The organism is Bacillus sp. 123MFChir2 (assembly GCF_000383235.1).
In the GTDB taxonomy this organism is placed as follows: domain Bacteria; phylum Bacillota; class Bacilli; order Bacillales; family Bacillaceae_G; genus Bacillus_A.
On sequence record NZ_KB910928.1, the window covers coordinates 59,488 to 84,555 of the forward strand.

The window sequence follows — 25,068 nt, forward strand, 5'->3', positions numbered from 1 at the left end:
TTTTCTTTTAACCAAAATAAAAAAAACTCTCACACCGTTTAAACAAACGATATAAGAGGTATAAAAAAAGAAGTGCACTCATGCACTTCTCTGTAGCGTCCCAGGAGAGATTCGAACTCCCGACCGACGGCTTAGCTTACCACCATAGCTTTCGCTACCAGCAAATACTGTTTGTAGTCTGGACTATATCTTCACCATTTCAGGTGCGACACGTGTAGTCTCTACGGAACCTCACGATGATTTTCATCATACTTTAGAGTTTTTACCATTAAGGTGTTTCCTTAATCATTCAAAACTCCTCAATCTCCTTAGAAGATCGTAAGTTTCCTCGGTATTACCATCAGCCGTACTGTTAAGGCTTCACCGATATAGTGTCGTCCACTTTATAGGTTCTTGTTTCCCTATAAAGGCTCCTATTCTTGAAGGCCGTTGCTCTATCCTGCTGAGCTACTGGGACATGGAGCGGGTGAAGAGAATCGAACTCTCGACCAGAGCTTGGAAGGCTCTTGTTTTACCACTAAACTACACCCGCATAATATGTTTTTTTCTAATCGCCTTATCGACAGTTTTCATTATATTACCGATACCAATGAAAGTCAACACCATTTTTAAAAAATAGGGCGAAGAATTTTTCACCCTATTTTAAATGTTTTTTGTGCTACGATTGTTCCTTCTAAAGTTAGAAAGTGAATGTCCATTATATCCTCTTCTATTTTAAGTAAGGCAAATGTTTTTTCTCTTCGCGAACGCGGCAAGAGGATGCTTCCTGGATTGACAAACAAAATATCGTCTATGATTTCTGCTCCTAATATATGTGAATGACCAAAGCAAACGACATTTGCCTCTGCTTCTTTCGCACGATATAAAAGTGTTTGCAGCGTCATTTTAATATTGTATAAATGTCCATGCGTGATAAGAAAACGTGTATTTTGTACTTCTGTGATAATATCATTTGGAAAATCTCCAGCATAATCACAGTTTCCTTTCACTACATGAAATCCTTCTAGTTCAGCATGCTGCGCCGTTAATTCCGAATCACCGCAATGAATCATCACATTGACGCTTCCCTCATACTGTTCTTTTAATTGCTTTAGCTCTTTCACAGAACCGTGACTGTCGCTCACAATTAACGCCTTCATCGGTTTAGCTCCCTTATTATCCCGCTATTCGCGGGGGATGCCCCCCACGAATGGAAGTTTCACTTTATTCTTCTCCTAAAAACCAGACTGGAATTTTTTCTTCTAATTTACGAAGTGCACGTCCGCGGTGACTAATTTTATTTTTCTCATCCGACGACAATTCTGCCATCGCGCTTTTGTATTCTTCTACATAAAAAATGGGATCATACCCAAAACCATTTTCCCCGCGCTGCTGTTCTAAAATCTTTCCTTCACAAGTTCCGTTTACAATCAATGGTTCTTTATCTTGTTGCGGGAAGGCTACAGCTAATGCGCAGTAAAAGCGTGCTGTACGTTTCTCCATTGGAATATCCTTTAATCCGTCTAACACCTTTTGAATGTTGGCTTGATCATCCTTTTCCTCACCTGCATAACGAGCAGAGTGGACTCCTGGTTTCCCTTGCAACGCATCTACAATTAAACCAGAGTCATCAGCAATGACGATCTCATTTAGCTCTTTACACAGATGCTTCGCCTTTAAAATAGCGTTTTCTTCAAACGTTTCACCAGTTTCCTCTACTTCTTCAAGATGAGGAAAATCATAAAGGGATTTTACTTCTAAATCAAACTTTTCAAATAGCTCCGCAAATTCACGTACTTTCCCAGCATTCTTTGTTGCTACGACAACTTGTTTCATATTTCCACCTCTATTCCATATGAGTTACAATATCACCTAATGCTTCTTTTTGCATTTCAACAAGCTGCAAAATCCCTTGTTCTGCTACATCAAGCAACTCATTCAATTCACCGCGGCTAAATGTTGCTTCTTCTCCTGTACCTTGCACTTCAACAAAGTGTCCTTTTCCTGTCATAATGACATTCATATCAACATTCGCCTTCGAATCTTCTGCATAATTTAAATCTAATACAACACCATGCTCATCAACGATTCCAACAGACGTTGCCGCCAAGAAATCTTTCACTGGAAGTTTTGAAACTTTCCCTGCTTCCACAAGCTTCTCAAATGCTAACACCATCGCTACATACGCACCAGTAATAGAAGCTGTTCGCGTTCCTCCGTCAGCTTGAATGACATCACAGTCAATCCAAATTGTTTTTTCACCAAGCGCTTCTAAATCAACAACCGCACGCAATGCCCGTCCAATTAAACGTTGAATTTCCATTGTACGCCCTGTTACTTTTCCTTTACTTGATTCACGAATCGTACGCTGTTCTGTTGCACGAGGGAGCATCGAATACTCTGCTGTGACCCACCCTTTTCCTTCCCCTCTCATAAACGGAGGAACTCGATCTTCAATCGTTGCTGTACAAATCACCTTTGTATCACCAACTTCAATTAGTACTGACCCTTCTGGATGTTTTAAATAATTCGTTTGAATATGTATACGGCGCAGCTCTGATGCTTGTCTACCATCTACTCGCATAAAAATAACCCCCTTGTAACTACTACTTGTTAGTATAGCCCATTCAAAATTTATGTTATGTATTGAAATAAAAGAAGGGGAATTAGCTGCATTCCCCTTCTCTTCCTACATTCAGTATATCAAATTATTTCCGTTTAAAAACTACCTGTATTCACGTTTTTCGGACGATCCACTGGTTTTATTAATTTATCGCCCTTTTCTGTAACGAGATTCGCCTTTCCATTCACTTGAATAGATACATTTTCCACACCTTGTTTTTCCGTTAAAGATAATACAAGCGACTGCAATACATAGTTGGAAATTGCACTTTTATCTTTATTCACATAAATATTTTCATTAAAGTTCAATGTCACGGTCCCTTTTTCAAGTTTTGGTTCATTGATTAATCTCACATCTGGATTAAAATCATATGTTAACGCCGACTTTTGCGACGGTCCTTTCACGAGTTCTTTTACAATTGTCGCAGCTTCATTTTCCTTTCCTTCAGCAACGCGGCGTGTTACCGGCACATAATATGTTTGCTTATTATTTTGCGCTAAGAAATACAGCGTAATTGGTTTTGTATTTGCAAGATCCGCAACTTGCTCATCGTCAAAGTTAATACCATTCGCTCGGCTGAATCCATTACCAATCGGTGTACCAGCAACAGGCATTTTCGCTAAATCTTGCCCATTCATACTAAACTTCACATTCTTTACTTCTTTAAACTGTGTTAATGTCCAAGTAACCGCTTCTACAATGCGGCGTTCTTCTTCTTTTTTATAGTTTTTCAGTTCTTTTGAAAAATCAACAACTGCAGTCCCATCTTTTTTCACATCAACTGTCATTTCTGTATCCGCTGGGAGCACAGCTTGAAATCCATTTGGCAATACATTTGTTACCGGTCCGTCTTTCACTAAGTATTGTAATGACTGCTTAATTACCGCGTTATCTTTTGGAGCAGGTAACTGCACCGTTTGCGGCACAACATAACCATTTTTATCTACAAGATATAAATCTAATTTTTTCGTTTCCCCTTGTTTTGCAGTTTCTTTCTTCTCACCATCCGTATACGTTACTTTCTTAGGCGGATCAATTTGCTCTGTTGCTTTTTCCTTACTAAACAAACCGCATCCTGCTAATAAAACTGTACTTAATGTAGCACAAACAATCCATTTGAAAGTCGATCTAGGCATATGCTTTCCCCCTAAAAAATCTAAGTTTGTACTATATGTATACGAGCCCGAGTTTCACTTTAGAACAAGCAATGACAACTTATCTAAAAAAACGTATCTACTCAGTCACTCTAAAAAAAAGGCAGAACCACCCTTTTCTTTTTAGGTTGGCGAGTGCAACTGGCCGCGTGTTAGAGCGGTCAGGGCCTTTTCTTGCCACGTGCAACGTTTTAAGACAAAGAAAGGTAGCGAGGTGGATGTCCATTTTTATCTTCGTAACCGCAATCTAGATGATGAAACATGAAAATAACTTTCTAATGAAATGTATGACTGAGTAGTTACAAAATAAATTACAGACATTTTTGAACAATTTATGAATCCCTCAAAATTGTGATAAATATCACATCTCCTTATTCTTCAAAACTTTTATAATACAAGCATAAAAGATTGTTAAACATTTCACATAAAAGAAGGGAAATGAATATGAAAACACGTTTAGTCATGATCGGAAATGGTATGGCGGGAATACGCTGCATCGAAGAAATTTTAAAACAAAACGATACCTTATATGACATTACCATTTTCGGAGATGAACCGCACCCAAACTACAATCGCATTATGCTCTCCCACGTCCTACAAGGAAAGACAAACATGCAAGATATCATTATGAACGAATATAGTTGGTACAAAGAAAATGATATTACGTTGTATACAAATGAAAAAGTGCTGAAAATTGATCGAGAAGAACAAGTCATTGTTACAGACACGAATCGTCTTGTTATGTACGACAAACTCATAATCGCAACAGGATCCAGTGCATTTATTTTACCCGTGGAAGGTGCAAACCTCCCTGGTGTAACAGGTTTTCGTACAATCGAAGATACACAATTTATGATGGATACCGCTAAACAATATAAAAAAGCAGTTGTCATTGGCGGTGGATTGCTTGGTTTAGAAGCAGCACGAGGACTTATTGACTTAGGAATGGACGTACATGTTGTTCATTTAATGCCGCACTTAATGGAACAACAACTCGACGCTAAAGCAGCTTCACTATTGCGCGAAGATTTAGAATCACAAGGCATGAAATTCCTTATGGAAAAGAAAACAGTAAAAATTCTTGGTACAAACCACGTTGAGGGCATTCAATTTGCAGATGGCGATATTGTAGAATGTGATTTAATCGTCATGGCTGTTGGTATACGTCCAAATACACAGTTAGCAAAAGATGCTGATTTACTTGTGAACCGCGGCATTGTCATCAATGACTATATGCAGACAAATGATGCATCCATCTATGCGGTTGGTGAATGCGCAGAGCATAAAGGGATCGCTTATGGTCTTGTTGCACCGCTCTATGAGCAAGGTGCTGTATTAGCAAAACACATTACAAATGCACAAACTGATGGATATACCGGCAGCATGGTCGGTACACAGCTGAAAGTTGCAGGATGCGATTTATTCTCTGCTGGTCAAATTTATGAAGATGATAAGACAAAAGCAATCTCCATTTTTGACGAATGTACACGTTCCTATAAAAAGGTACTCATCCAGGACAATAAAGTTGTTGGTATTGTTTTATATGGTGACACAACTGACGGCACACGCCTCTTCAGCATGCTAAAAAAAGAAGAAGATATACAAGAATACACACCTGCTTCTCTTCTACATAAAGCTGGTGAAGATAACGGACTTGACGTTGCAAGTATGAGTGCTGATGAAACGGTTTGCGGATGTAATGGCGTCACAAAAGGAACAATTGTTCACGCTATTTTAGAACAAGACTTAACGACATTTGAAGAAGTAAAAGGGTGTACAAAAGCTGCAGGATCATGCGGTAAATGTCGCCCAGTTGTGGAACAAATTTTATCTCATACACTTGGAGATAACTTTGATGCTTCTGTCCAAGTTGCAGGCATGTGCGGGTGTACAACCTTATCTCGCGATGAAGTTGTAGCCGCAATTCACGAGAAAGGGTTAAAGTCACCAAAAGAAGTACGAAACGTTCTTAACTTCTCCCACGAAGAAGGCTGTTCAAAATGTCGCCCTGCATTAAATTATTATTTACGGATGATTTGCCCAGAAGAGTATGCCGATGATAAAGCATCCCGCTTCGTTAACGAAAGAATGAATGGAAATATTCAACATGACGGAACATTTTCTGTGATTCCACGTATGTACGGTGGCGTTACAACTGCAGATGATTTAATGAAAATTGCAGAAGTTGCGAAGAAATACGACGTCCCGCTCGTGAAAATAACAGGTGCAAGCCGCATCGGGTTATATGGTGTAAAAAAAGAAGATTTACCAAAAGTATGGGCTGATCTCGATATGAATTCTGGCTACGCTTACTCGAAGTCTCTTCGTAATGTAAAATCATGTGTCGGATCCCGCTTCTGCCGCTTCGGTACAAAAGATTCATTAGGACTTGGCATGTTGCTTGAACAGTCATTAGAAATGGTAGATACACCACATAAAATGAAAATGGGTGTAACAGGTTGTCCGCGTAACTGTGCAGAAGCATTAACGAAAGACTTCGGCGTCGTTTGTGTTGAAAATGGTTTCCAGCTTTATATCGGAGGTAACGGTGGTACAGAAGTACGCGAAGCTGACTTTGTAATGATTGTCCCTTCAGAAGAAGATGTACTCCGCATCGCCACAGCTTACGTGCAACACTACCGCGAAACTGGTATTTACGGCGAGCGTACAGCCCCTTGGGTAGAACGACTAGGCTTAGATCAAATAAAAGAAGTGCTGCAAGATGAAAGTATGGTTGCTATATTAAACGAACGCTTCCAAACAGCACGAAATACCTACGAAGAAGCTTGGGGACAAGCACTAGAAACCGGGTCACTAAAAACAATGTATGAAGTAGAGAGTGTAAAATAAGGAGCGATTCATATGTTACAAACGAAAGAAAAAATAAAAATTATGGCTGCCACGGATCTTCCTGTACAAATCGGTAAGGAAGTTCGCATAAAGGATATGTCTATTGCCTTATTTCGCCTGGCAAACGGCGACATTCGCGCTGTAGAAAATCGGTGTCCTCATAAAAATGGCCCATTAGCGGAAGGAATTGTTTCTGGCGAATTTGTCTTTTGTCCGCTACACGATTGGAAAATTTCATTACGAACAGGTGAAGTACAAAAACCTGATGATGGCTGTATTCAAACGTATGAAGTACAAATTATTGATGGCGATATTTATATATACATGTAACTTATACAAGGAAGCCTCTTCTCGGCTTCCTTTCCAGTAAAAACAGATGAGGTGTAGAGATGAACGGATACGTATATTTAGTTGGTGCAGGACCTGGTGATGAAGGGCTTATTACAAAAAAAGCAATCGAGTGCTTACAAAAAGCAGATATTGTTTTATATGACCGCTTGTTAAATCAAAATTTACTTCGCTATACAAAGTCAACATGCGAACTTGTCTACTGCGGAAAAATGCCAACAAATCATGTGATGCGCCAAGAAATGATTAACGCGCATTTACTTCAATTTGCTAAAGAAGGTAAGATTGTTGTCCGCTTAAAAGGCGGAGACCCCTCTATCTTTGGCCGAGTTGGTGAAGAAGCAGCCGCTTTAGCAGCAGAAAACATTCCATATGAGATTGTACCAGGTATTACATCTAGCATCGCCGCAAGCGCGTATGCCGGCATCCCTCTCACCCATCGTGATTACAGTAATAGCGTGACATTACTAACCGGTCATACAAAAGGACCGATTCAGGATCATGTCAACTACAACTCACTCTTAAATAGTGATACCGTTGCCTTTTACATGGGTATTAAAAACTTACCGACCATTTGCGAAAACTTACTGCAAACTGGAAAGAAAAAAGATACACCAGTAGCAGTCATCGAATGGGGTACAACCGGAAGACAGCGAGTTGTTACAGGTACGCTCGCCACAATTGTTGATATCGTCAAAAAGGAACACATTTCCAACCCTTCCATGACAATTGTCGGGGATGTCGTATCCTTACGTAAACAAATCGCTTGGAAAGAACATAAGCCATTACACGGAAAAAAAGTTTTGCTCGCCTCTTCATCAAATAAAACAAGTAAAGCAGAGCAAACATTACAAGAAGCTGGAGCAGAGACTTATCAAATTCCAACTTTCAAAAAACGAGATTACACATTAACACAGGAACAACTCCGCGAAGTTTTTGATGCCAAACGTCTTGTTTTCTGTTCAGCCGAAAGCGTAGCAATTTTGTTACAATCATGCGCACAGCACCGGAAAGATATTCGTTCCTTACAAGGAGTTCTCCAGCATATGAATCATACTGCTGAGGAAGCACTTATGAAATATGGACTCTTCAGTGAACAAGCAAGGTTTTCTACAAAACCAACTGTATATCTAGGACGAAATATAAATCGAATTGCTGTTATTCAAGAAAAGATCGGAAATGGTTCTTATATAATGACACATGAATATCAAATCGATCATCGTTTTGATGAAATCCATACACGTATGCTCTCTGAATTTACATGGGATAGCATTGTATTTGAAGGGCGCGCCGCAATTGATACATTTATAGCAGAAGTTAAACGCCTTGGTTTCATGCATATTGTCAATTTACCATTCTCGTATACAGATGAACTAACTTTACAGTACGCAAATAAAGTCGGATTCCAAAACATCGATTATGAATTACAAGCAATTTTTAACGAGAAAGAAGTGACGAAACGGTGAAAGGAATTGTTTATATTGGGCACGGCAGTCGATTACAAGAAGGCAATGAGCAATTCATCCACTTTGTCCAGTCCGTTATAAAAGAGCGAAATGAAGGTATTCAAAAAATCGGCTTTCTTGAACTCACAACACCAACTGTCCAAGATGCAATTACAGAAGCAATTTTAGACGGAGCAACTGAGGTTTTACTTGTCCCTGTTTTATTATTTGCAGCGGCTCATTATAAACGTGACGTTCCTTTCGAAATTGAGCAAGTGAAAAGGCGCTTTCCGCATATTACATTTTCAGTTGTACCACCATTTAGTACACACCCACTCATGATTGAACTTGTAATCAAAAGAATACGAGAAGCATTGCCTATACAAGATAGCGAAATTCTACTCGTCGGCCGAGGTAGTAGTGATACTCAGCCTATACATGAATTGCAGAAAATTGGATCCGCAGTTGAGCGAAAAATCGGTATACCAGTTTCCTGCTCTTTTTTAACAAAAGGAGCACCTTCTTTTACCGAAAAACTTGATCGTATAGCAGCAGCGGCTCAGCACGTATATGTCATGCCATACCTTCTCTTTACTGGATTATTACTTCAAAAAATTGAGCGCCGTACGCACACGTATACGAACGTGACAACATGTAACTGCCTTCAATTTGATCCCTATATGAAGTCCGCATTATTAGAACGAATGGAGGAATATGTACATGTATAACTTATATCCCCTTACATGTAATCTACAAGGAAAGCGTGTTGTCATTATTGGAGGCGGCAAAATTGCATACCGAAAAGCGTGTGGATTACAGGATACAGGAGCCCTTGTCACCGTTGTGAGTCCGGAAATTTGCGAGGAAATGAAGAAACTCTCCTATATTACATGGAAACAAAAAGCATTTACAGATGAAGACATAAAAGATGCTCATCTCATTTATGCCGCAACAAATCATCACGATGTAAACATGACGGTCAAACAAGCAGCACATGATTTTCAGTGGGTTAATATCGTAAGTGACGGCACACAATCATCTTTTCACACACCTGCCGTTATTCGAAATAATGAATACATTGTAAGTATATCTACTTCAGGTAAAAATCCAGCATTCGCCAAACGAATCAAACAAGAACTAACAGCTACGCTTCCGCAACTTATCAAGTGAAACTTTCAGCAGTGGTTACAGCTCTTATGAACAGTAAAGCGTCGATCCTGCAAAAAAGACCATCCTTATGCAAATATCCATTGCATAAGGATGGTCTTTCTATATTTCAACACATAGATTGCTGCTATGCAGAATACAACATGCCTACTCCTGTTGTTTCAAACATGGCATGTTGCAGAAAAAGGCCCTGACCGCTCCTATGCGCGGCCAGACGCTCTCGCCTCCCCTAAAAAAGGAGGTTTTATGTCAGTTCTTCAATTTGGATTTATAAAACGATATGCTTCACATTCTCAATTGGTTGTCCAAACCACTTCGAAGCAATTTCTTTAAACACATCAATTTCTCCTGTTGTTAAGAAAAGATGATCACTTTGCTCTTCTATATCATACAACATCTTACTATGATACAAAATCGTACTTACTTCACGAGCTGTTTCATCACCTGAACTAATCAATTGTACAGAATCGCCCATAACCCGCCCAATAACTGGTTCTAAAATCGGATAATGCGTACATCCTAAAATTAATGTATCAATTTCCGTCTCCTTCAATGGTTGCAATGTTTCTCTTACCACTTCATACGCCATTTCACTCTCAAAGTTTCCACTCTCCACAAGCTCAACAAACGGCGGACAAGCTAAACTCTCTACGAATACGCGGTTGTTGATCGACTTTAATGCGTATTCGTATGCACCGCTTTTCACTGTTCCAATCGTTCCAATCACACCAACATTGTACGTATTCGTCACTTTCAGTGCCGTACGCGCACCTGGATGGATGACACCTACAACTGGAATAGATAATTTCTTTTGCATTTCTTCAAGCACAACTGCCGTTGCTGTATTACAAGCAATTACAAGCATCTTAATATCACGCGCTAGTAAATGCTCTGTCATTTCCCATGTAAATTGTCTTACTTCTTCACGAGATCGCGGACCATATGGGCAACGTGCTGTATCTCCTAAATATATAATTCGCTCTTTCGGTAATTGCCGAATTAATTCTTTTGCTACTGTTAAACCACCAACACCTGAATCAATTACACCAATCGCTCTATTCAAAACAATCGCCCCGTTTTCTCTTTCATAATCTAACTGTACATTTCCAAACAGTGCACTCATTCATAGAATAATAGAAGGTTCACCTTATGTACATGAATAGACCTTTTCATTTTCCTCCTTTTTCTAGTAATTTGCAAGATACAAAAATAACCGGCTTTTCTTTACATGAAAGCCGGCTTCATCCTTTATAGTTCAAGCTCTCCCATACGAAGGAGCTCGACAACCGCTTGTGAGCGTCCCTTAACTCCTAGCTTTTGCATTGCATTTGAAATATGGTTACGTACGGTCTTTTCACTAATGAACAGTTCACTTGCAATTTCTTTTGTTGTTTTATCTTGAACGAGTAACTCAAACACTTCTCTTTCTCTTTTTGTGAGCAACGGTTTAGATTGATATTCTTTTTCCTTCAATTGGTATAACCCTCCTTGCTTAAGCCAGAGCTGTATGTGTGTAAGTTGGGTGTTTATTTAGTCAAGATATTGTATGAATAGAAGCAAGGCGTGGTGAATACAAATAAGCAGAAATTGCACGTATTTATAAAAAATTATTTTCACTTCAACAAGCATTATCCGCTAACACAGGATAATACAGTCTTCTCTCTAAAAGAGCAATATAATTCGATAGTTCCTGTTCATTACTACATGAAAAATGATGAATCATGAAAAGGAGAGGCGTTCATGTCAGAAAAAAGATTGTGTAAATCTTCAACAGATAAAGTGTTTCTCGGCGTATGCGGTGGTTTAGGAGAATATTTCGGTGTGAACACAAGTATGATTCGCATTCTTTGGCTAATCGCTATCTTATGTTTCGGAACAGGTTTTTTAGCTTATTTCATTCTTATGTTGCTCATGCCAAGTTCTTATGAATAAAGGAATTGCTTCCTACGGTGCCTTTTCTATATTTTAATCTCCTTTCTCCAAATTATTTTTTATATTGCCAAAGAACCTAGCCTTACATGATAGAAGGCTAGGTTCTTTTTTATTGTTTTATTTTTTCTTCTAAATTCGTAACCAGCTGTTTTACTTTTACATTTGCAAGTACCTTTTCCATCGCTTCTTGCGCTTGCAATAATATAATTTCTAACACATTTTGAATGTTTGCTCCAACCGGACATTGTACGTTTGGATTATCGTGAAAAGAAAATAAATGTCCTTCTTCCATAACTTCAACCGCTTTGTATACATCAAGTAACGTCACTTCATCTAAATCCCGAGCTAAAGAAGTGCCGCCTTTTCCAGCTTGTACGTCAACAAGTCCTGCTTTTTTTAGCATCCCTGTAATTCGGCGAATAACGACTGGGTTTGTATTGACACTACCAGCAATCCATTCAGACGTACAACGTGAAGTTTTATCAACTGCTAGTAATGTTAGCATATGAACAGCTACTGTAAAACGACTACTAATCCCCACTTGTATTCCCCTCCTTTATACCATTCTCTACCATTCATAAAAAAATAACGTACCTTTTATTATATACTACTTTTTTTCGTTATATAAAGTGAAACTTCATGGCAGCAATTATAGGTAAGCGTATTCTCACTGGAATTATACTCCTTACCAAACTTCTAAATAAAATGCATAGCTGAGTAGTTACTAAATAGCATTGTAAATCCAAAGAAAAATCCTGATTTACCTCTAAAAGAATCAGGATTTTTCCAAACTAATGACGCTTTATAAATTTAGCAAGATCTTTAAATTTTACTTTATCAGAATAGCTCATAACACCGTTTACGTAAATGCGACTTGTAATAAAGTTTAAAAGGAAGATTGTCGCAAGTAATAACGATAAGGCAATGCTAATTTCTAAAGCGCCAGCTTCTCCAGCTACAACCCGTGAGAATGTAACCATCGGTGTAAAGAAAGGAATATATGAACTAATCACAACAATTGTACTGTTTGGGTCTGATAGTGATTTCATGCTTATGAAAAACGCTGCCATAATTAAAATTGCGACTGGAAATGATACTGATTGTAAGTCTTCTGTTTTTGATACAACAGCTCCAGCTGCCGCATACATCATCGCATATAATAAATAGCCCGTAATAAAAAATACAATAAACAGACTAATAACTTTTGCATCTAACTTCGCAAAATCAATCGGAAGACCAAATAAAGACGCATTATCTAAATCTATCCATCCAATTAAAACCGGAACGAGAACACCACATGCAAGGATAGCAATTTGCAGTAACGCCGTTGTAACAACAGCAAGAATTTTAGCGTACATCATATACAGTGGTTTCACTTTCGAAAGCATAATCTCCATAACACGAGAAGATTTTTCTGATGCGATATTCATCGCAATAGTATTTCCGAACGCTATGATAAACATATACAGTACAAATATAAACACATATGCAATACCGAAAGAGGACGCACGATCTTTTATCGCTTCTTCTTTCAACGAAATATTTGTTTGTAACTGCTGCGCTACATCAGACGGCACCTTATGGTTCGAAAGAATCACTTGTGTATATTGCTGTTTTAAATAGCTTGCTATAATAGTAGATGTTTCTTTACTTGGAAAACCATTGTACATATACGTTACTTCGGGTACTCCATTTTTTTCTATAATGTGAAAGAGACCGTCTAACTCTCCTTCTTCAACTTGTTTATGAAGTGTTTCTAACTTTTCTTTCTTTTCCACTTTTATTTGAGCTGATGGAAGAGTTTTATTTAGCACCTCTTCTTGTACAGTATATGTCGAACTATCCATTACGATCGCAAGCTTATCTTTGTCTTTATTTTTATCTTTATCAGAAGTAAAGTGATTAAAAGCAAAAATTCCAAATACCACTAAAAATAAAATACCACTTGTAATCAGTGATTTTTTAGAAAGAAATGATTCTCTAAAATAAAATGAAAACACATGAAAAAATTTACGCATTCTTATTTCGCCCTTTCTACAAAGATTTCATTTAAGGTCGGTTCTAGCATTTTAAACTGACGTAAATGCACACCTTTGTCTTGTAATTTTTGTAAAATTGATAGGGCTTCTGTATCTTCCTGAACTTTCATATAAAGATAACCAAGACGTTTCTCATACACAATCTGTAATGTTTCCAACGCTTTTTCATTTTCTTCGTTATCTTCAATTGTTAAATTTCGAAATCCGTATTCTTTTTTTATATCACTTAAGTGACCTTCTACAACCGCTTCGCCTTGCTTCAAAATACACACATGCTGACAAAACGATTCAACTTGTTCCATACGATGACTTGATAAAATAATAGTTTTCCCTCTTTGAATTTGTTCTCCAATAATATTCGCTAGCATTTCAGCATTTACGGGATCTAATCCACTAAATGGTTCATCTAAAATGAGTAACTCCGGGTCATGTAGAAGCGCTGCAATCAATTGGATTTTTTGTTGATTCCCTTTCGACAATTCCCCTGCAACCTTATACTTATATTCAGGGATTGCTAATCTTCCTAACCAAAAATCAATGGCTGCATCTACTTCCTTTTTTGTCATTCCTTCTAATCTTCCAAAATAGCGAAGTTGATCAATTACTCGACTTTTCGTATACAAACCTCTCTCTTCAGGAAGATAACCAATTGTTACACCGCTCGCTGTGATCTCTTTCTTATCCCAGGTAATACTGCCCCCATTTGGCGTTAATAAGCTTAACAGCATTTTAATGGTCGTTGTTTTTCCTGCACCGTTTCGTCCTAGCAGCCCTAATACTTCACCTTTCGGTAGAGTAAGATTTAAATGATTCACTGCAACGTTTTCACCAAACTGCTTGGTTAATTGTTGAATCTGCAATGTCATACTTTTCTCTCCTTAAAATTAGTCCTATCAGTCTAATGATATTCAAAATACTTATATTTTTACCATATTTTATTATAGCATTGCACATACTAAATTATATACGTATATCAATATACAAAATTACATTTATTTATTTTATTATCATGTTATCGTGATATAATTAATAGGTAAAATATATATTTTTTAGGAGGACACTATGAAAAAGAGAACATTCACAACACTGTTATCTGTTGCATTGTTATCTACAACTTTAACAGCATGCAACTCGGCAGAACAGACATCAGCAAAAGCTAAAGAAGAAAAAGTCCAACTAACAGATCAACAATTGATGGCTGACTTATGGTATCAGACTTCTGGTGAAGCAAAAGCATTATACCACCAAGGCTACAACATCGGTACACAAAAGCTAGATGCAACTCTCGCTAAGGGGACAGGCAAGAAACCAGCCGTTGTTCTAGACTTAGACGAAACGGTTGTTGATAACAGCCCACACCAAGCAATGTCTGTGAAAACAGGAAAAGGCTATCCTTATAAGTGGGATGACTGGATTAACAAGGCAGAAGCAGAAGCTCTTCCTGGTGCAATTGACTTCTTAAAACATGCAGAATCAAAAGGTGTAGATATTTACTACATTTCAAATCGTAAAACGAATCAATTAGATGCGACGATTAAAAATTTAGAACGTATCGGTGCCCCGCAAGCAACGAAAGAACACATTTTACTACAAGAACCAAAAGAAAAAGGTAAAGAAAAACGTCGTGAACTCGTTTCACAAACGCATGATATCGTCTTATTATTTGGTGATAATTTATCAGACTTCATTGGTTTTGATGGATTATCGACGCAAGATCGTAATAAGAAGGTAGAAGAGTTAAAAGCACAATTCGGCGAGAAATTTATCGTTTTCCCAAATCCTATGTATGGTGACTGGGAAGGTTCTTTATATGACTATGACTTTAAAAAATCTGATGCAGACAAAGATAAAATTCGCAAAGATAACTTAAAATCATTTGAAGATAAAAAATAAAGGATGGCACAATGCCATCCTTTATTTTTTATCTTTTATAAGAGGTAAAATAAATACTTCTACCCGTCTATTTTTTGCTTTTCCTTCCGAAGTGTCATTCGATGCGACAGGACGATATTCTCCGTAGCCAATCGCACTAAATTTTTGCGGAAGCAATTGTTTGTTTTTAAGCAGCGCTTGCATAAAATTAACGGCACGCTGTGTACTTAACTCCCAGTTAGAAGCAAAGTGGGCATTCGAGATTGGAACATTATCCGTATGTCCTGATACAGTAATTTCTCGAGGAGATGCTGCAACTAATAATGAGGACATCTCTTGCGCCATATTCAGCGACTCTAACTTCACAGTAGCTTGTCCAGAATCAAAGAGTGCGTTATCTTCAATTGTTAACATTAATCCACGTTCTGTGAGATCTGTTTTAAATGAAGATTGAAGCCCCTTCTCCTCAATGTATTTATCAATATTTTTTTGTACTGCTTTTAACTCATTCATTTCTTGCTGCTTCACTTCTGCTTCTGCTTGTTGTTTGATTTTTTCAGACTCAGGACGTTTTTCAGATAAATCTTTTTCAGCTTTTGGTTTTTGATCACTTAAAAACTCTTTCTTACCCGTTCCGCCTGAAAGTTCATCTTTAAAGGCAACAGCCATTTGTTTAAACTTTGCTGCATCAAGGCTACTCATTGCAAATAAAACAATAAATAATGCAAATAACAAAGTTAACATATCTGCATATGGAATTAACCAAGTTTCATCGATATGCTCTTCATGCTTTTTCTCCTTTTTCTTTCTTCTACTCATCTTTTTCCGCTCCCTGCGCTAGCTTTTTACGCTCAGTTTCAGAGAGTGCACCTAAAATACGATTCTTCATAACAAATGGATAAGTGCCAGTTTGAAGCATTAATAAACATTCAACCATTAAACGTTTCTTTTCAATTTCTTGTGCAGACTTTTGTTTTAATTTGTTTGCAAATGGATGCCATAAAACATAACCCGAGAAAATCCCAAAAATTGTTGCAATAAATGCACCCGAAATCGCATGACCTAATTTATCAATATCTGATAAATTCCCAAGTGCAGCTACAAGACCGATTACAGCCCCTAAAACCCCAAGTGTCGGCGCATATGTACCAGCTTGCGAGAAAATAGCAGCCCCTTTTCTATGTCGCTCTTCTATCGCTTCAATTTCTGATTCTAATATTTTCTCCAGATCCTCTGATGCTACACCATCAATTACAAATTTCAAACCCCTCATCAGAAATTCGTCTTCCACTTTATCCAATTGCTGTTCTAAAGATAAAATACCATACTTTCTACTTTCTGACGTCCAATGAACAAATAGATCTAACATTTCTTCATACGTCATTTCTTTTTTGTTCCTACCAAAAATAGCTTTGAGTAACTTAGGAATTCTTTTTAGTTGATTTATCGGAAAAGCAATACAAATTGCTGCAGTTGTCCCAATAAATATGATTGTAAATGCTGCTGGATTTAATAAAGCGCTAAGAGCAGCCCCCTTTAAAAACATTCCTACTACAACAGCAATTATCCCAAGAATAATTCCAATAATCGTTGTTAAATCCATCTTTGTTCCCTCCTAAATCGTTCGATACAATTAAAAATTTAAACGAAACTTAATTGTTATATCCTTTTATATATATATTACATAAAAAATAGCAATTGGGGAAGTTTATTATTGTGTCAATTAAAAAAAACAGCATAAAAAATCGACTTTTTTTTACAAATTTTTTTCATTTTCATTACTTCACGACTCCTTTGTTCCTTTTTATAGAAGATAGATTTATAATGTAAAAAGATATTTAAGTAAGAACGAAAGGAATATATCGATCAAAAATGATGAAAAATAGAATTATAAAAAGGACCCTTTTAATTTCGATTGTTATTCTCATTGTTGTTTCTTTAATACATGTTCTTTCCAAACCTTTGAAAAATAACAAAGCAGAAGCAGTTGAAGCAGTTGAAATAAAAAAGCATACTGAACATCCAAAAGAAGAGATTCCTCCGTTCCCAAAAGCAAGTGAGACAGCTAAAAAAACGGATGATCAATATAGTCTTGTTAATAATCCTGATTCGTTACTCGTTTTAGTCAACAAGCATAGAAAGCTACCAGACTCTTATACACCAAATGATTTAACAAAACCAAATGTCTCATTTTCAAACCCGAAAGACAAAGAAAAAACATTGCTTCGCAAGCCCGCAACGGATGCTCTAGAAACAATGTTTGAAACAGCAAAAAAACAAGGATTTGAACTTACAGCTGTATCTGGTTTTCGCTCTTATAAACGACAACAGTCATTACACAACATATATGTAAACCGCCAAGGTAAAGAAGCTGCTGATGCGTTAAGTGCCGTTCCAGGAACAAGCGAGCATCAAACAGGACTCGCTATGGATATTAGTTCTAATTCGGCAAATTACCAATTGGAGCCTGTATTCGGAGAAACACCTGAAGGAAAATGGGTAGCGGAGCATGCTCACGAATTTGGATTTATTATCCGTTATCCGAAAGATAAAACAAACATTACAGAGTATGTTTATGAGCCATGGCATCTTCGTTTTGTCGGCAATCCGCATGCTACATATTTATATACGCATCACCTGACATTAGAAGAAGCAACAGCAGACAAAAAATAAGAGAGTTCTGTACTCTCTTATTTTTTTAATCTAATAATCTTTGTTTCCATTCTACTGGCCATGGTACTCCTTTTCCAGTTTTTTTAGAAGCCTGTACCATCGCACCTCGTCCCACTAAACAAACCTCTCCCGCCTCGTTCTTCACCATATAGTGTAAATCTAAAGATGAGTTCCCGATATTTTCCGCTTTTACATACACTTTTAAGTGCTCATCAAAGAATACCTGTTTCAAAAAATTACATTGTAAATCTGCTACTACAATCATCGTTTCCGATGATTCATGCACCCATTCTTGCATAAAACCAAGTTCTTTAAAAAATTCAATACGTGCTTCTTCAAAATAAGTAAATGCAACACCGTTATTCATATGTCCAAACATATCTGTCTCACAAAAACGTACCTTTATAGGAATATAAAATGAAAATGCACTCGCCCACTCTTCAAAGTTTTCAATATAATGAATCTTCTTCACAACCACCCATCTCCTTCTCGTATTACTCTTTTTAATATTATTTGATTTTTCGGAAATTTAAAACTAAAATGCATTGCTATGCAAAACAAAAAATAATCTGCACTCGTTTCATCTCTTTGTTTTACCAACGTCATTGGTAGAAAAAGGCCTTGACCGCTTCTATGCATAGCCAGTCCCTCTCGCCCACTCAAAAAGAAAAGGATATGATTCTAGTGAAGATATGTCTCTCTACTACTTATAAATTCATTTTTGGGCATATAGACTGCTGTCATGCAAACAAGGCAAGGGCCTGTACTTATTTGTCTACTTTTGTTTTAAAACATCGCACGCGGCAGGAAAAGGCCCTGACCGACTCTATGCATCGCCAGTTGCTCTCGCCCACCGAAAAAGAAAAGGGTTTTTATGTTAGTTTTTCAATTCGCATCTATATATACAAAAATTGCCTCTTCAAACTGAAGAGGCAATTTAAATTAATAGTTATTGTCACTACCAAAGAAATCTTTAAAGGATTGAATCGTTGTATCACGGTTTAATGCAGCAATCGATGTCGTTAATGGAATTCCTTTTGGACAAGATTGTACACAGTTTTGTGAGTTACCGCAGTTTGCAAGTCCTCCATCACCCATCATTGCACGTAAGCGATCCGCTTTATGCATTTCACCCGTTGGATGCGCATTGAATAAACGCGCTTGTGAAAGCGGCGCTGGACCGATAAAGTCAGATTTGCTGTTTACGTTTGGACATGACTCTAAACATACACCGCAAGTCATACATTTTGATAATTCATATGCCCACTGACGCTTCTTCTCTGGCATTCTTGGCCCTGGACCTAAGTCATACGTACCATCAATCGGAATCCATGCTTTTACACGCTTTAACGCGTTAAACATGCGGCTACGGTCTACTTGCAAGTCACGAATAACCGGGAATGTTTTCATCGGTTTTAAGCGAATTGGTTGTTCTAGTTTATCAATAAGTGCTGTACATGATTGACGTGGTTTTCCGTTGATTATCATCGAACAAGCACCGCAAACTTCTTCTAAACAGTTCATATCCCAAGCGATAGGTGTTGTCTTGTTTCCTTTCGCATCAACAGGATTACGACGAATTTCCATTAATGCCGAAATAATATTCATATTTGGACGATATGGAATTTCAAATTCTTGATCATACTCCTGGGAGTTTTGACCGTCCTGTCTTGTAATAATAAGGCGGATTGTTTTCTCAGACATGTTGCTTATCCCCCTTTTCTTCTCCCTTAGCAGCTACTTCATGTTTTGAAGAATAATCGCGCTTACGTGGTTGGATTAACGAAATATCAACGTCTTCGTAATGGAATGCCGGGGCATTTCCTGCTCCCTCAAACTTCGCCATTGTTGTTTTTAAGAAGTTCTCATCATCACGATCTGGGAATTCTGGCTTATAATGTGCACCGCGACTTTCATTACGATTATATGCACCAATTGTAATAACACGAGCTAATTCAAGCATGTTTGCTAGTTGACGTGTAAACGAAGCACCTTGGTTGCTCCATTTCGCTGTATCGTTAATGTTAATGCGTTTATAACGCTCCATTAACTCTACGATTTTCGCATCTGTTTCTAATAATTTTTTATTTTCACGAACTACTGTTACGTTATCTGTCATCCATTCTCCAAGCTCTTTATGAAGAACATATGCATTTTCATTACCATCTAACGTTAAAATGTTGTTGAATTTTTCTGTTTCGATTAATTCATTTTGCTCATATACAGAAGATGAAACAGCATCTGATGATTTCGACAGACCCTTCATATATTCAATTGCATTCGGTCCTGCTACCATACCACCGTAAATCGCTGATAATAGTGAGTTAGCACCTAGTCGGTTACCACCGTGCATAGAGTAGTCACACTCACCTGCTGCAAATAATCCTGGAATATTTGTCATTTGCTTATAGTCAACCCATAATCCACCCATTGAATAGTGAACCGCTGGGAAGATTTTCATCGGTACTTTACGTGGATCATCACCCATGAATTTTTCATAGATTTCAATGATTCCACCAAGTTTAATATCAAGCTCTTTCGGATCTTTATGAGAAAGATCAAGATATACCATGTTTTCACCGTTAATACCAAGTTTTTGCTCAACGCACACATCGAAAATTTCACGCGTTGCAATATCACGAGGTACAAGGTTTCCGTATGCAGGATATTTCTCTTCAAGGAAATACCACGGTTTTCCGTCTTTATACGTCCAAACACGACCACCTTCACCACGTGCCGATTCACTCATCAGGCGTAATTTATCATCGCCTGGAATTGCTGTTGGGTGGATTTGGATGAACTCACCGTTTGCATAATGTGCACCTTGCTGATATACAGCAGATGCTGCTGTACCTGTATTAATAATAGAGTTAGTAGATTTTCCAAAAATGATACCAGGGCCCCCTGTTGCCATAATCACGGCATCAGCTGGAAAACTTTTAATCTCCATAGATTGTAAATCTTGTGCTACGATTCCGCGGCATACGCCTTCGTCATCTACAATAGCGCGTAAGAAATCCCAACCCTCATATTTCGTAACAAGACCTGCTACTTCATGACGGCGTACTTGCTCATCTAACGCATATAATAATTGCTGTCCTGTTGTTGCACCAGCGAATGCTGTGCGGTGATGCTGCGTTCCACCGAAGCGGCGGAAGTCTAGTAATCCTTCTTCCGTACGGTTAAACATAACACCCATGCGATCCATTAAATGAATAATGCCAGGTGCTGCATCGCACATCGCCTTTACAGGAGGTTGGTTCGCTAAGAAGTCCCCTCCATAAATTGTATCGTCAAAGTGAATCCACGGAGAATCCCCTTCACCTTTTGTATTTACAGCACCGTTAATGCCGCCTTGTGCGCATACAGAGTGAGAACGTTTCACTGGTACTAAAGAAAATAGTTCTACATTCACGCCTGCTTCCGCTGCTTTAATCGTTGCCATTAAGCCGGCTAATCCACCGCCAACTACGATAAGTTTCCCTTTCATGCTCTCCCACTCCTTACAAGTTTGCTAGATTTGGATTAATGAACGCAAATAACGCGCTCACTCCTACGTATGATAATGCTAAGAAAATTGCTAATGTTACATACGTAGAAATACGCTGTGAACGTGGTGACACTGTGATACCCCAGCTAATAAAGAATGTCCATAATCCATTTGCAAAGTGGAAAATAGCTGATACAACCCCAACTAAATAGAAGCCAAACATAAATGGATTGCTTAAAATAGCTGCCATCATATCATAGTTTACCGTTTGTCCGAGCGCAGCTTGAATGCGAGTTTCCCAAATATGCCAAGATAGGAATATAAGTGTAATTACTCCGGTAAATCGTTGCAAAACGAACATCCAGTTGCGGAAATAGCTATACGATGTTGCATTGTTCTTTGCTGTAAATGCGATATATAAACCATATACAGCATGGTACAAAATCGGTAAGAAAATCACAAAGATTTCTAATGCGTACCGAAACGGAAGCATTTCCATGAAATGAGCAGCACTATTAAACGCCTCTGCTCCTCTTGTTGCAAAATTGTTAATTACTAAATGTTGCGTCATAAAGACGCCAATTGGAATGACACCCAGTAACGAGTGCCACTTGCGAAATGTATACTCGCGGCCTTTCATGTCCCCATTACCCCCTTGAATGTTTGACTAGTGTTTGTCGCATTACTTTATAACAATAGCATTTTACCACTATTGTTATAAGAAAAACTGAAAAAATTATTCGCAATATTTCAGCATAATTTGATAACATGTTCATTTTACTCCTATTTTTGTCGAAGCGTCAAGAAAACGTATACATAATCAGTATATAATTTTTATATTCTGTTTTTCATTCTCTACATCAGATTTTCCCCAAAGAAATAGCTGTGTTTATATATATAAAATGGTATATAATATTGACAGTATAGAAAGTGGGGAATATTGTGAGTACAAAAAAAATCGAGAGCGAATCTTTACAAAATATTTCAATCAATGCCTTTGCCTATGAATTGCTTCGTGAAGAATTACTCCCTGATTTAATAGGGAAAGAACTAGATGCCATTTTATATTGGGCCGGCAGAAATTTAGCACGAAAATACCCGTTAGAAACAATTGATGAGGTCATCCAATTTTTCACAACAGCTGGTTGGGGCGACTTAACAATCATTGAACATAAACGTCGTGAAATGCAATTTAAACTAACAGGTGCTCTTATTGAAGAACGTGAGCAACAAAAAAGACATTCTTCTTACCAATTAGAAGCTGGTTTTATCGCTGAACAAATTCAAAAGCAACGCAGTGTGATTGCGGAATCTTACGAAAAACAGAAAAAGCGCTCTAGCTCTGTTACATTTCTTGTACAGTGGGATGTAAAAGATTCTGTCGAAGTATAATGCTCATTCATTAGTCAACTAGACATGACGTCCAGTTGACTTTTTTTATTCCTTTATTTGTGGGCGATGGAAGTTTCACTTTCTCTATAATATATAAATACAAGTTGACTTTTTAACATCTAAGTCGCTGCTACTTGCTGTCTATCTTTGTTTTAAACTTTTCACGTGGAAGGAAAAGGAACTGACCACCTCTATGCATGGCCAGTTCCTCTCGTCTTCTCCCCTAAAAAATTGGTTTTTATGTCATTTTTTCAATTTGTATTTATATATAAACAGTGACATTCTTGGATTACAAAAAAAGAAGACATTTCCAATTACAATGTCTTCCCTGTTAAATACGTATGAATGGTTTCAGCTATTTTTTGCGGCATTCCAGCTTCTATAATATCTGCAACAGACGCTTCTTTCATTTTCTTAAGAGAGCCAAAATGTTTTAAAAGTGTTTTCTTCCGTTTTTCTCCAACACCTGGTATATCATCCAATGCCGATTGAATGACAGATTTCCCGTGAATTTGACGATGAAATGTAATCGCAAAGCGGTGTACTTCGTCTTGAATACGTTGTAATAAGTAAAACTCCTGGCTGTTACGCTCTAATAAAACTGGTTCCGGCGGTTCACCAATTATTAAATGTGACGTGCGATGTTTATCATCTTTCACAAGCCCTGCTGTTGGAATAGAAAGACCGAGTTCATTTTCTAACACATCACATACTGCAGCGAGATGACCTTTCCCGCCATCAATTACAATTAAATCTGGAAGTGGTAAGCTTTCTTTTAAAACACGTGTATAACGACGGCGCACAACTTCACGCATCGATTCATAATCATCAGGTCCTTGCACCGTTTTAATTTTATATTTACGGTACTCTTTTTTGGCAGGTTTTCCATCGTTAAAGACAATCATCGCGGAAACCGGATTTGTTCCTTGAATGTTAGAATTATCAAATGCTTCAATTCTATGCGGCGTTTCTATCCCTAGCTGTTCTCCTAATTTTTCGACCGCCTTAATGGAGCGTTCTTCATCGCGTTCAATTAAATAAAATTTTTCATGCAGTGCAATTGTAGCATTCTTACTCGCTAAGTCGACAAGTTCCTTTTTCTGGCCCCGTTTTGGCTGCGTTGCTTCTACGTCTAAAAACTTTCCAATCAATTCATGATCAATGCTGCTTGGTACAACAACTTCTTTCGGTTTAAAGTGATTATTTTGTTCATAAAATTGTCCGATAAACGTTAGGAATCCTTCTTCCGTATCATCATAAATCGGAAACATCGAAACATCCCGTTCAATCAACTTTCCTTTTCGAACGAAAAATACTTGCACGCACATCCAACCTTTATCAACCGCATAACCAAACACATCGCGGTCGACTAAGTCACTCATAATCATCTTCTGCTTTTCCATTATTGCATCCATATGAGCAATTTGATCTCGCAATTCTTTCGCTCGTTCAAACTCTAATTTTTCTGATGCTTCATACATTTTCGCTTCCAATTCCGAACGAATTTCTTTATGTCCACCATTTAAAAACTTTATAATTCCATCGACAATTTCTTTATTTTGTTTATCGGTTACCTCTTGTACACAAGGCGCTAAGCATTGTCCCATATGATAATACAAGCAAACTTTATCTGGTATATTTGTACATTTCCGAAGCGGATACATACGATCTAACAACTTTTTCGTTTCATGAGCTGACTGTGAATTTGGATATGGACCAAAATATTTCCCTTTATCCTTTTTTACATTTCTCGTAATAAGCAAACGCGGCTCTTTTTCAGCTGTAATTTTAATAAATGGGTATGTTTTATCATCTTTTAATTGGATATTATACTTTGGGTCATATTTTTTAATTAAATTTAGCTCTAAAATGAGAGCCTCCAAGTTCGAGGAGGTGACAATATATTCAAAATCAACAATTTCCCCAACAAGACGGAGTGTCTTTCCATCGTGTGAACCAGTAAAATATGAGCGCACACGATTTTTTAACACTTTCGCTTTTCCAACGTAAATAACTATCCCTTGTTTGTCTTTCATTAAATAACAACCAGGCTGATCTGGTAAAATTGCTAATTTTTCTTTTAAATGATCGTGCACGCGACTTC

25 protein-coding genes and 1 tRNA gene are annotated in these 25,068 nt (G+C 37.7%); 9 read left to right on the top strand and 17 right to left on the bottom strand.

Translation table 11 applies throughout. The features are described 5' to 3' along the window. Positions 1–458 precede the first annotated feature (458 nt). The 5 genes from H280_RS0104880 to H280_RS0104900 all read right to left on the bottom strand — a co-directional run bounded on the left by H280_RS0104880 (position 459) and on the right by H280_RS0104900 (position 3,738). Positions 459–532 (bottom strand) — tRNA-Gly (locus tag H280_RS0104880). Between the two features lie 100 nt (positions 533–632). Next, complete coding sequence (locus H280_RS0104885; protein WP_020059995.1) at positions 633–1,139, bottom strand: metallophosphoesterase; 507 nt, start codon at positions 1,137–1,139, stop codon at positions 633–635. Between the two features lie 64 nt (positions 1,140–1,203). Further along, complete coding sequence (locus tag H280_RS0104890; RefSeq protein WP_020059996.1) at positions 1,204–1,815, bottom strand: XTP/dITP diphosphatase; 612 nt, start codon at positions 1,813–1,815, stop codon at positions 1,204–1,206. A gap of 10 nt (positions 1,816–1,825) precedes the next feature. Continuing rightward, positions 1,826–2,563 (bottom strand): ribonuclease PH, encoded by a 738-nt coding sequence (gene rph, locus H280_RS0104895; RefSeq protein WP_020059997.1) that lies wholly within the window; start codon positions 2,561–2,563, stop codon positions 1,826–1,828. 134 nt (positions 2,564–2,697) lie between these two features. Continuing rightward, entirely contained in the window at positions 2,698–3,738 is a 1,041-nt protein-coding gene (locus H280_RS0104900) for a GerMN domain-containing protein (RefSeq protein WP_020059998.1), read from the bottom strand. Positions 3,739–4,200: 462 nt separating this feature from the next. Between H280_RS0104900 and nirB the strand changes: the two genes are divergently transcribed. From nirB to H280_RS0104925, 5 genes are read left to right on the top strand one after another with little or no spacing between them, the layout of a single operon-like run. Further along, positions 4,201–6,606: a nitrite reductase large subunit NirB gene (gene nirB / locus H280_RS0104905; protein WP_020059999.1), complete on the top strand. Its 2,406-nt coding sequence runs from the start codon at positions 4,201–4,203 to the stop codon at positions 6,604–6,606. Between the two features lie 12 nt (positions 6,607–6,618). Beyond that, positions 6,619–6,936 (top strand): nitrite reductase small subunit NirD, encoded by a 318-nt coding sequence (nirD, locus tag H280_RS0104910; RefSeq protein ID WP_020060000.1) that lies wholly within the window; start codon positions 6,619–6,621, stop codon positions 6,934–6,936. 59 nt (positions 6,937–6,995) lie between these two features. Further along, positions 6,996–8,420 (top strand): uroporphyrin-III C-methyltransferase, encoded by a 1,425-nt coding sequence (locus H280_RS0104915; RefSeq protein ID WP_020060001.1) that lies wholly within the window; start codon positions 6,996–6,998, stop codon positions 8,418–8,420. Next, the gene (locus H280_RS0104920) at positions 8,417–9,127 is read left to right on the top strand and encodes a sirohydrochlorin chelatase (RefSeq protein WP_020060002.1); all 711 of its coding nucleotides are present in this window, start codon (positions 8,417–8,419) and stop codon (positions 9,125–9,127) included. Before H280_RS0104915 ends, H280_RS0104920 begins: the two co-directional genes overlap by 4 nt. Then, complete coding sequence (locus tag H280_RS0104925; RefSeq protein WP_020060003.1) at positions 9,120–9,569, top strand: precorrin-2 dehydrogenase; 450 nt, start codon at positions 9,120–9,122, stop codon at positions 9,567–9,569. Before H280_RS0104920 ends, H280_RS0104925 begins: the two co-directional genes overlap by 8 nt. A gap of 265 nt (positions 9,570–9,834) precedes the next feature. On the opposite strand, the gene racE is transcribed toward H280_RS0104925, so the two are convergent. Next, positions 9,835–10,689, bottom strand: coding sequence for a glutamate racemase (gene racE, locus H280_RS0104930; RefSeq protein ID WP_020060004.1), 855 nt, complete (start codon positions 10,687–10,689; stop codon positions 9,835–9,837). A gap of 125 nt (positions 10,690–10,814) precedes the next feature. Further along, positions 10,815–11,039, bottom strand: coding sequence for a spore germination transcription factor GerE (gerE, locus tag H280_RS0104935; RefSeq protein ID WP_020060005.1), 225 nt, complete (start codon positions 11,037–11,039; stop codon positions 10,815–10,817). Positions 11,040–11,306: 267 nt separating this feature from the next. Between gerE and H280_RS0104940 the strand changes: the two genes are divergently transcribed. Continuing rightward, a complete protein-coding gene (locus H280_RS0104940) occupies positions 11,307–11,498 on the top strand; it encodes a PspC domain-containing protein (RefSeq protein ID WP_020060006.1) in 192 nt (63 codons plus the stop codon). Positions 11,499–11,607: 109 nt separating this feature from the next. Here the strand turns inward: H280_RS0104940 and H280_RS0104945 are convergent, their stop codons facing one another. From H280_RS0104945 to H280_RS0104955, 3 genes are all read right to left on the bottom strand, one after another. Next, the gene (locus H280_RS0104945; RefSeq protein WP_020060007.1) at positions 11,608–12,039 is read right to left on the bottom strand and encodes an Rrf2 family transcriptional regulator; all 432 of its coding nucleotides are present in this window, start codon (positions 12,037–12,039) and stop codon (positions 11,608–11,610) included. Between the two features lie 250 nt (positions 12,040–12,289). After that, a complete protein-coding gene (locus H280_RS0104950; protein ID WP_020060008.1) occupies positions 12,290–13,516 on the bottom strand; it encodes an ABC transporter permease in 1,227 nt (408 codons plus the stop codon). A gap of 2 nt (positions 13,517–13,518) precedes the next feature. Then, positions 13,519–14,403 (bottom strand): ABC transporter ATP-binding protein, encoded by an 885-nt coding sequence (locus H280_RS0104955; protein ID WP_020060009.1) that lies wholly within the window; start codon positions 14,401–14,403, stop codon positions 13,519–13,521. 196 nt (positions 14,404–14,599) lie between these two features. Between H280_RS0104955 and H280_RS0104960 the strand changes: the two genes are divergently transcribed. Further along, complete coding sequence (locus H280_RS0104960) at positions 14,600–15,430, top strand: 5'-nucleotidase, lipoprotein e(P4) family (RefSeq protein WP_020060010.1); 831 nt, start codon at positions 14,600–14,602, stop codon at positions 15,428–15,430. Between the two features lie 21 nt (positions 15,431–15,451). Here H280_RS0104960 and motB read toward each other — a convergent pair whose 3' ends face one another. Next, positions 15,452–16,228: a flagellar motor protein MotB gene (motB, locus tag H280_RS0104965; RefSeq protein WP_020060011.1), complete on the bottom strand. Its 777-nt coding sequence runs from the start codon at positions 16,226–16,228 to the stop codon at positions 15,452–15,454. Further along, the gene (gene motA, locus H280_RS0104970) at positions 16,221–17,012 is read right to left on the bottom strand and encodes a flagellar motor stator protein MotA (RefSeq protein ID WP_020060012.1); all 792 of its coding nucleotides are present in this window, start codon (positions 17,010–17,012) and stop codon (positions 16,221–16,223) included. The genes motB and motA overlap by 8 nt, the downstream gene beginning before the upstream one ends. A 269-nt stretch (positions 17,013–17,281) precedes the next feature. On the opposite strand from motA, the gene H280_RS0104975 reads away from it, so the two are divergent. Then, positions 17,282–18,082 carry a D-alanyl-D-alanine carboxypeptidase family protein gene (locus H280_RS0104975; protein ID WP_020060013.1) on the top strand — a complete coding sequence of 267 codons (801 nt, stop codon included), beginning with the start codon at positions 17,282–17,284 and terminating at the stop codon, positions 18,080–18,082. A gap of 25 nt (positions 18,083–18,107) precedes the next feature. On the opposite strand, the gene H280_RS0104980 is transcribed toward H280_RS0104975, so the two are convergent. The 4 genes from H280_RS0104980 to H280_RS0105000 form a co-directional block, all read right to left on the bottom strand. After that, positions 18,108–18,554: an acyl-CoA thioesterase gene (locus tag H280_RS0104980; RefSeq protein WP_020060014.1), complete on the bottom strand. Its 447-nt coding sequence runs from the start codon at positions 18,552–18,554 to the stop codon at positions 18,108–18,110. 470 nt (positions 18,555–19,024) lie between these two features. Then, a complete protein-coding gene (gene sdhB, locus H280_RS0104990; protein WP_020060016.1) occupies positions 19,025–19,786 on the bottom strand; it encodes a succinate dehydrogenase iron-sulfur subunit in 762 nt (253 codons plus the stop codon). Further along, a complete protein-coding gene (sdhA, locus tag H280_RS0104995; RefSeq protein ID WP_020060017.1) occupies positions 19,779–21,572 on the bottom strand; it encodes a succinate dehydrogenase flavoprotein subunit in 1,794 nt (597 codons plus the stop codon). Before sdhA ends, sdhB begins: the two co-directional genes overlap by 8 nt. Positions 21,573–21,585: 13 nt before the next feature. Further along, a complete protein-coding gene (locus H280_RS0105000) occupies positions 21,586–22,212 on the bottom strand; it encodes a succinate dehydrogenase cytochrome b558 subunit (RefSeq protein WP_020060018.1) in 627 nt (208 codons plus the stop codon). 302 nt (positions 22,213–22,514) lie between these two features. Here H280_RS0105000 and H280_RS0105005 point away from each other — a divergent pair, with 302 nt between their 5' ends. After that, positions 22,515–22,964 (top strand): YslB family protein, encoded by a 450-nt coding sequence (locus H280_RS0105005; protein WP_020060019.1) that lies wholly within the window; start codon positions 22,515–22,517, stop codon positions 22,962–22,964. Positions 22,965–23,278: 314 nt separating this feature from the next. Here H280_RS0105005 and uvrC read toward each other — a convergent pair whose 3' ends face one another. Then, complete coding sequence (gene uvrC / locus H280_RS0105010; protein ID WP_020060020.1) at positions 23,279–25,060, bottom strand: excinuclease ABC subunit UvrC; 1,782 nt, start codon at positions 25,058–25,060, stop codon at positions 23,279–23,281. Between the last annotated feature and the right edge of the window lie 8 nt (positions 25,061–25,068).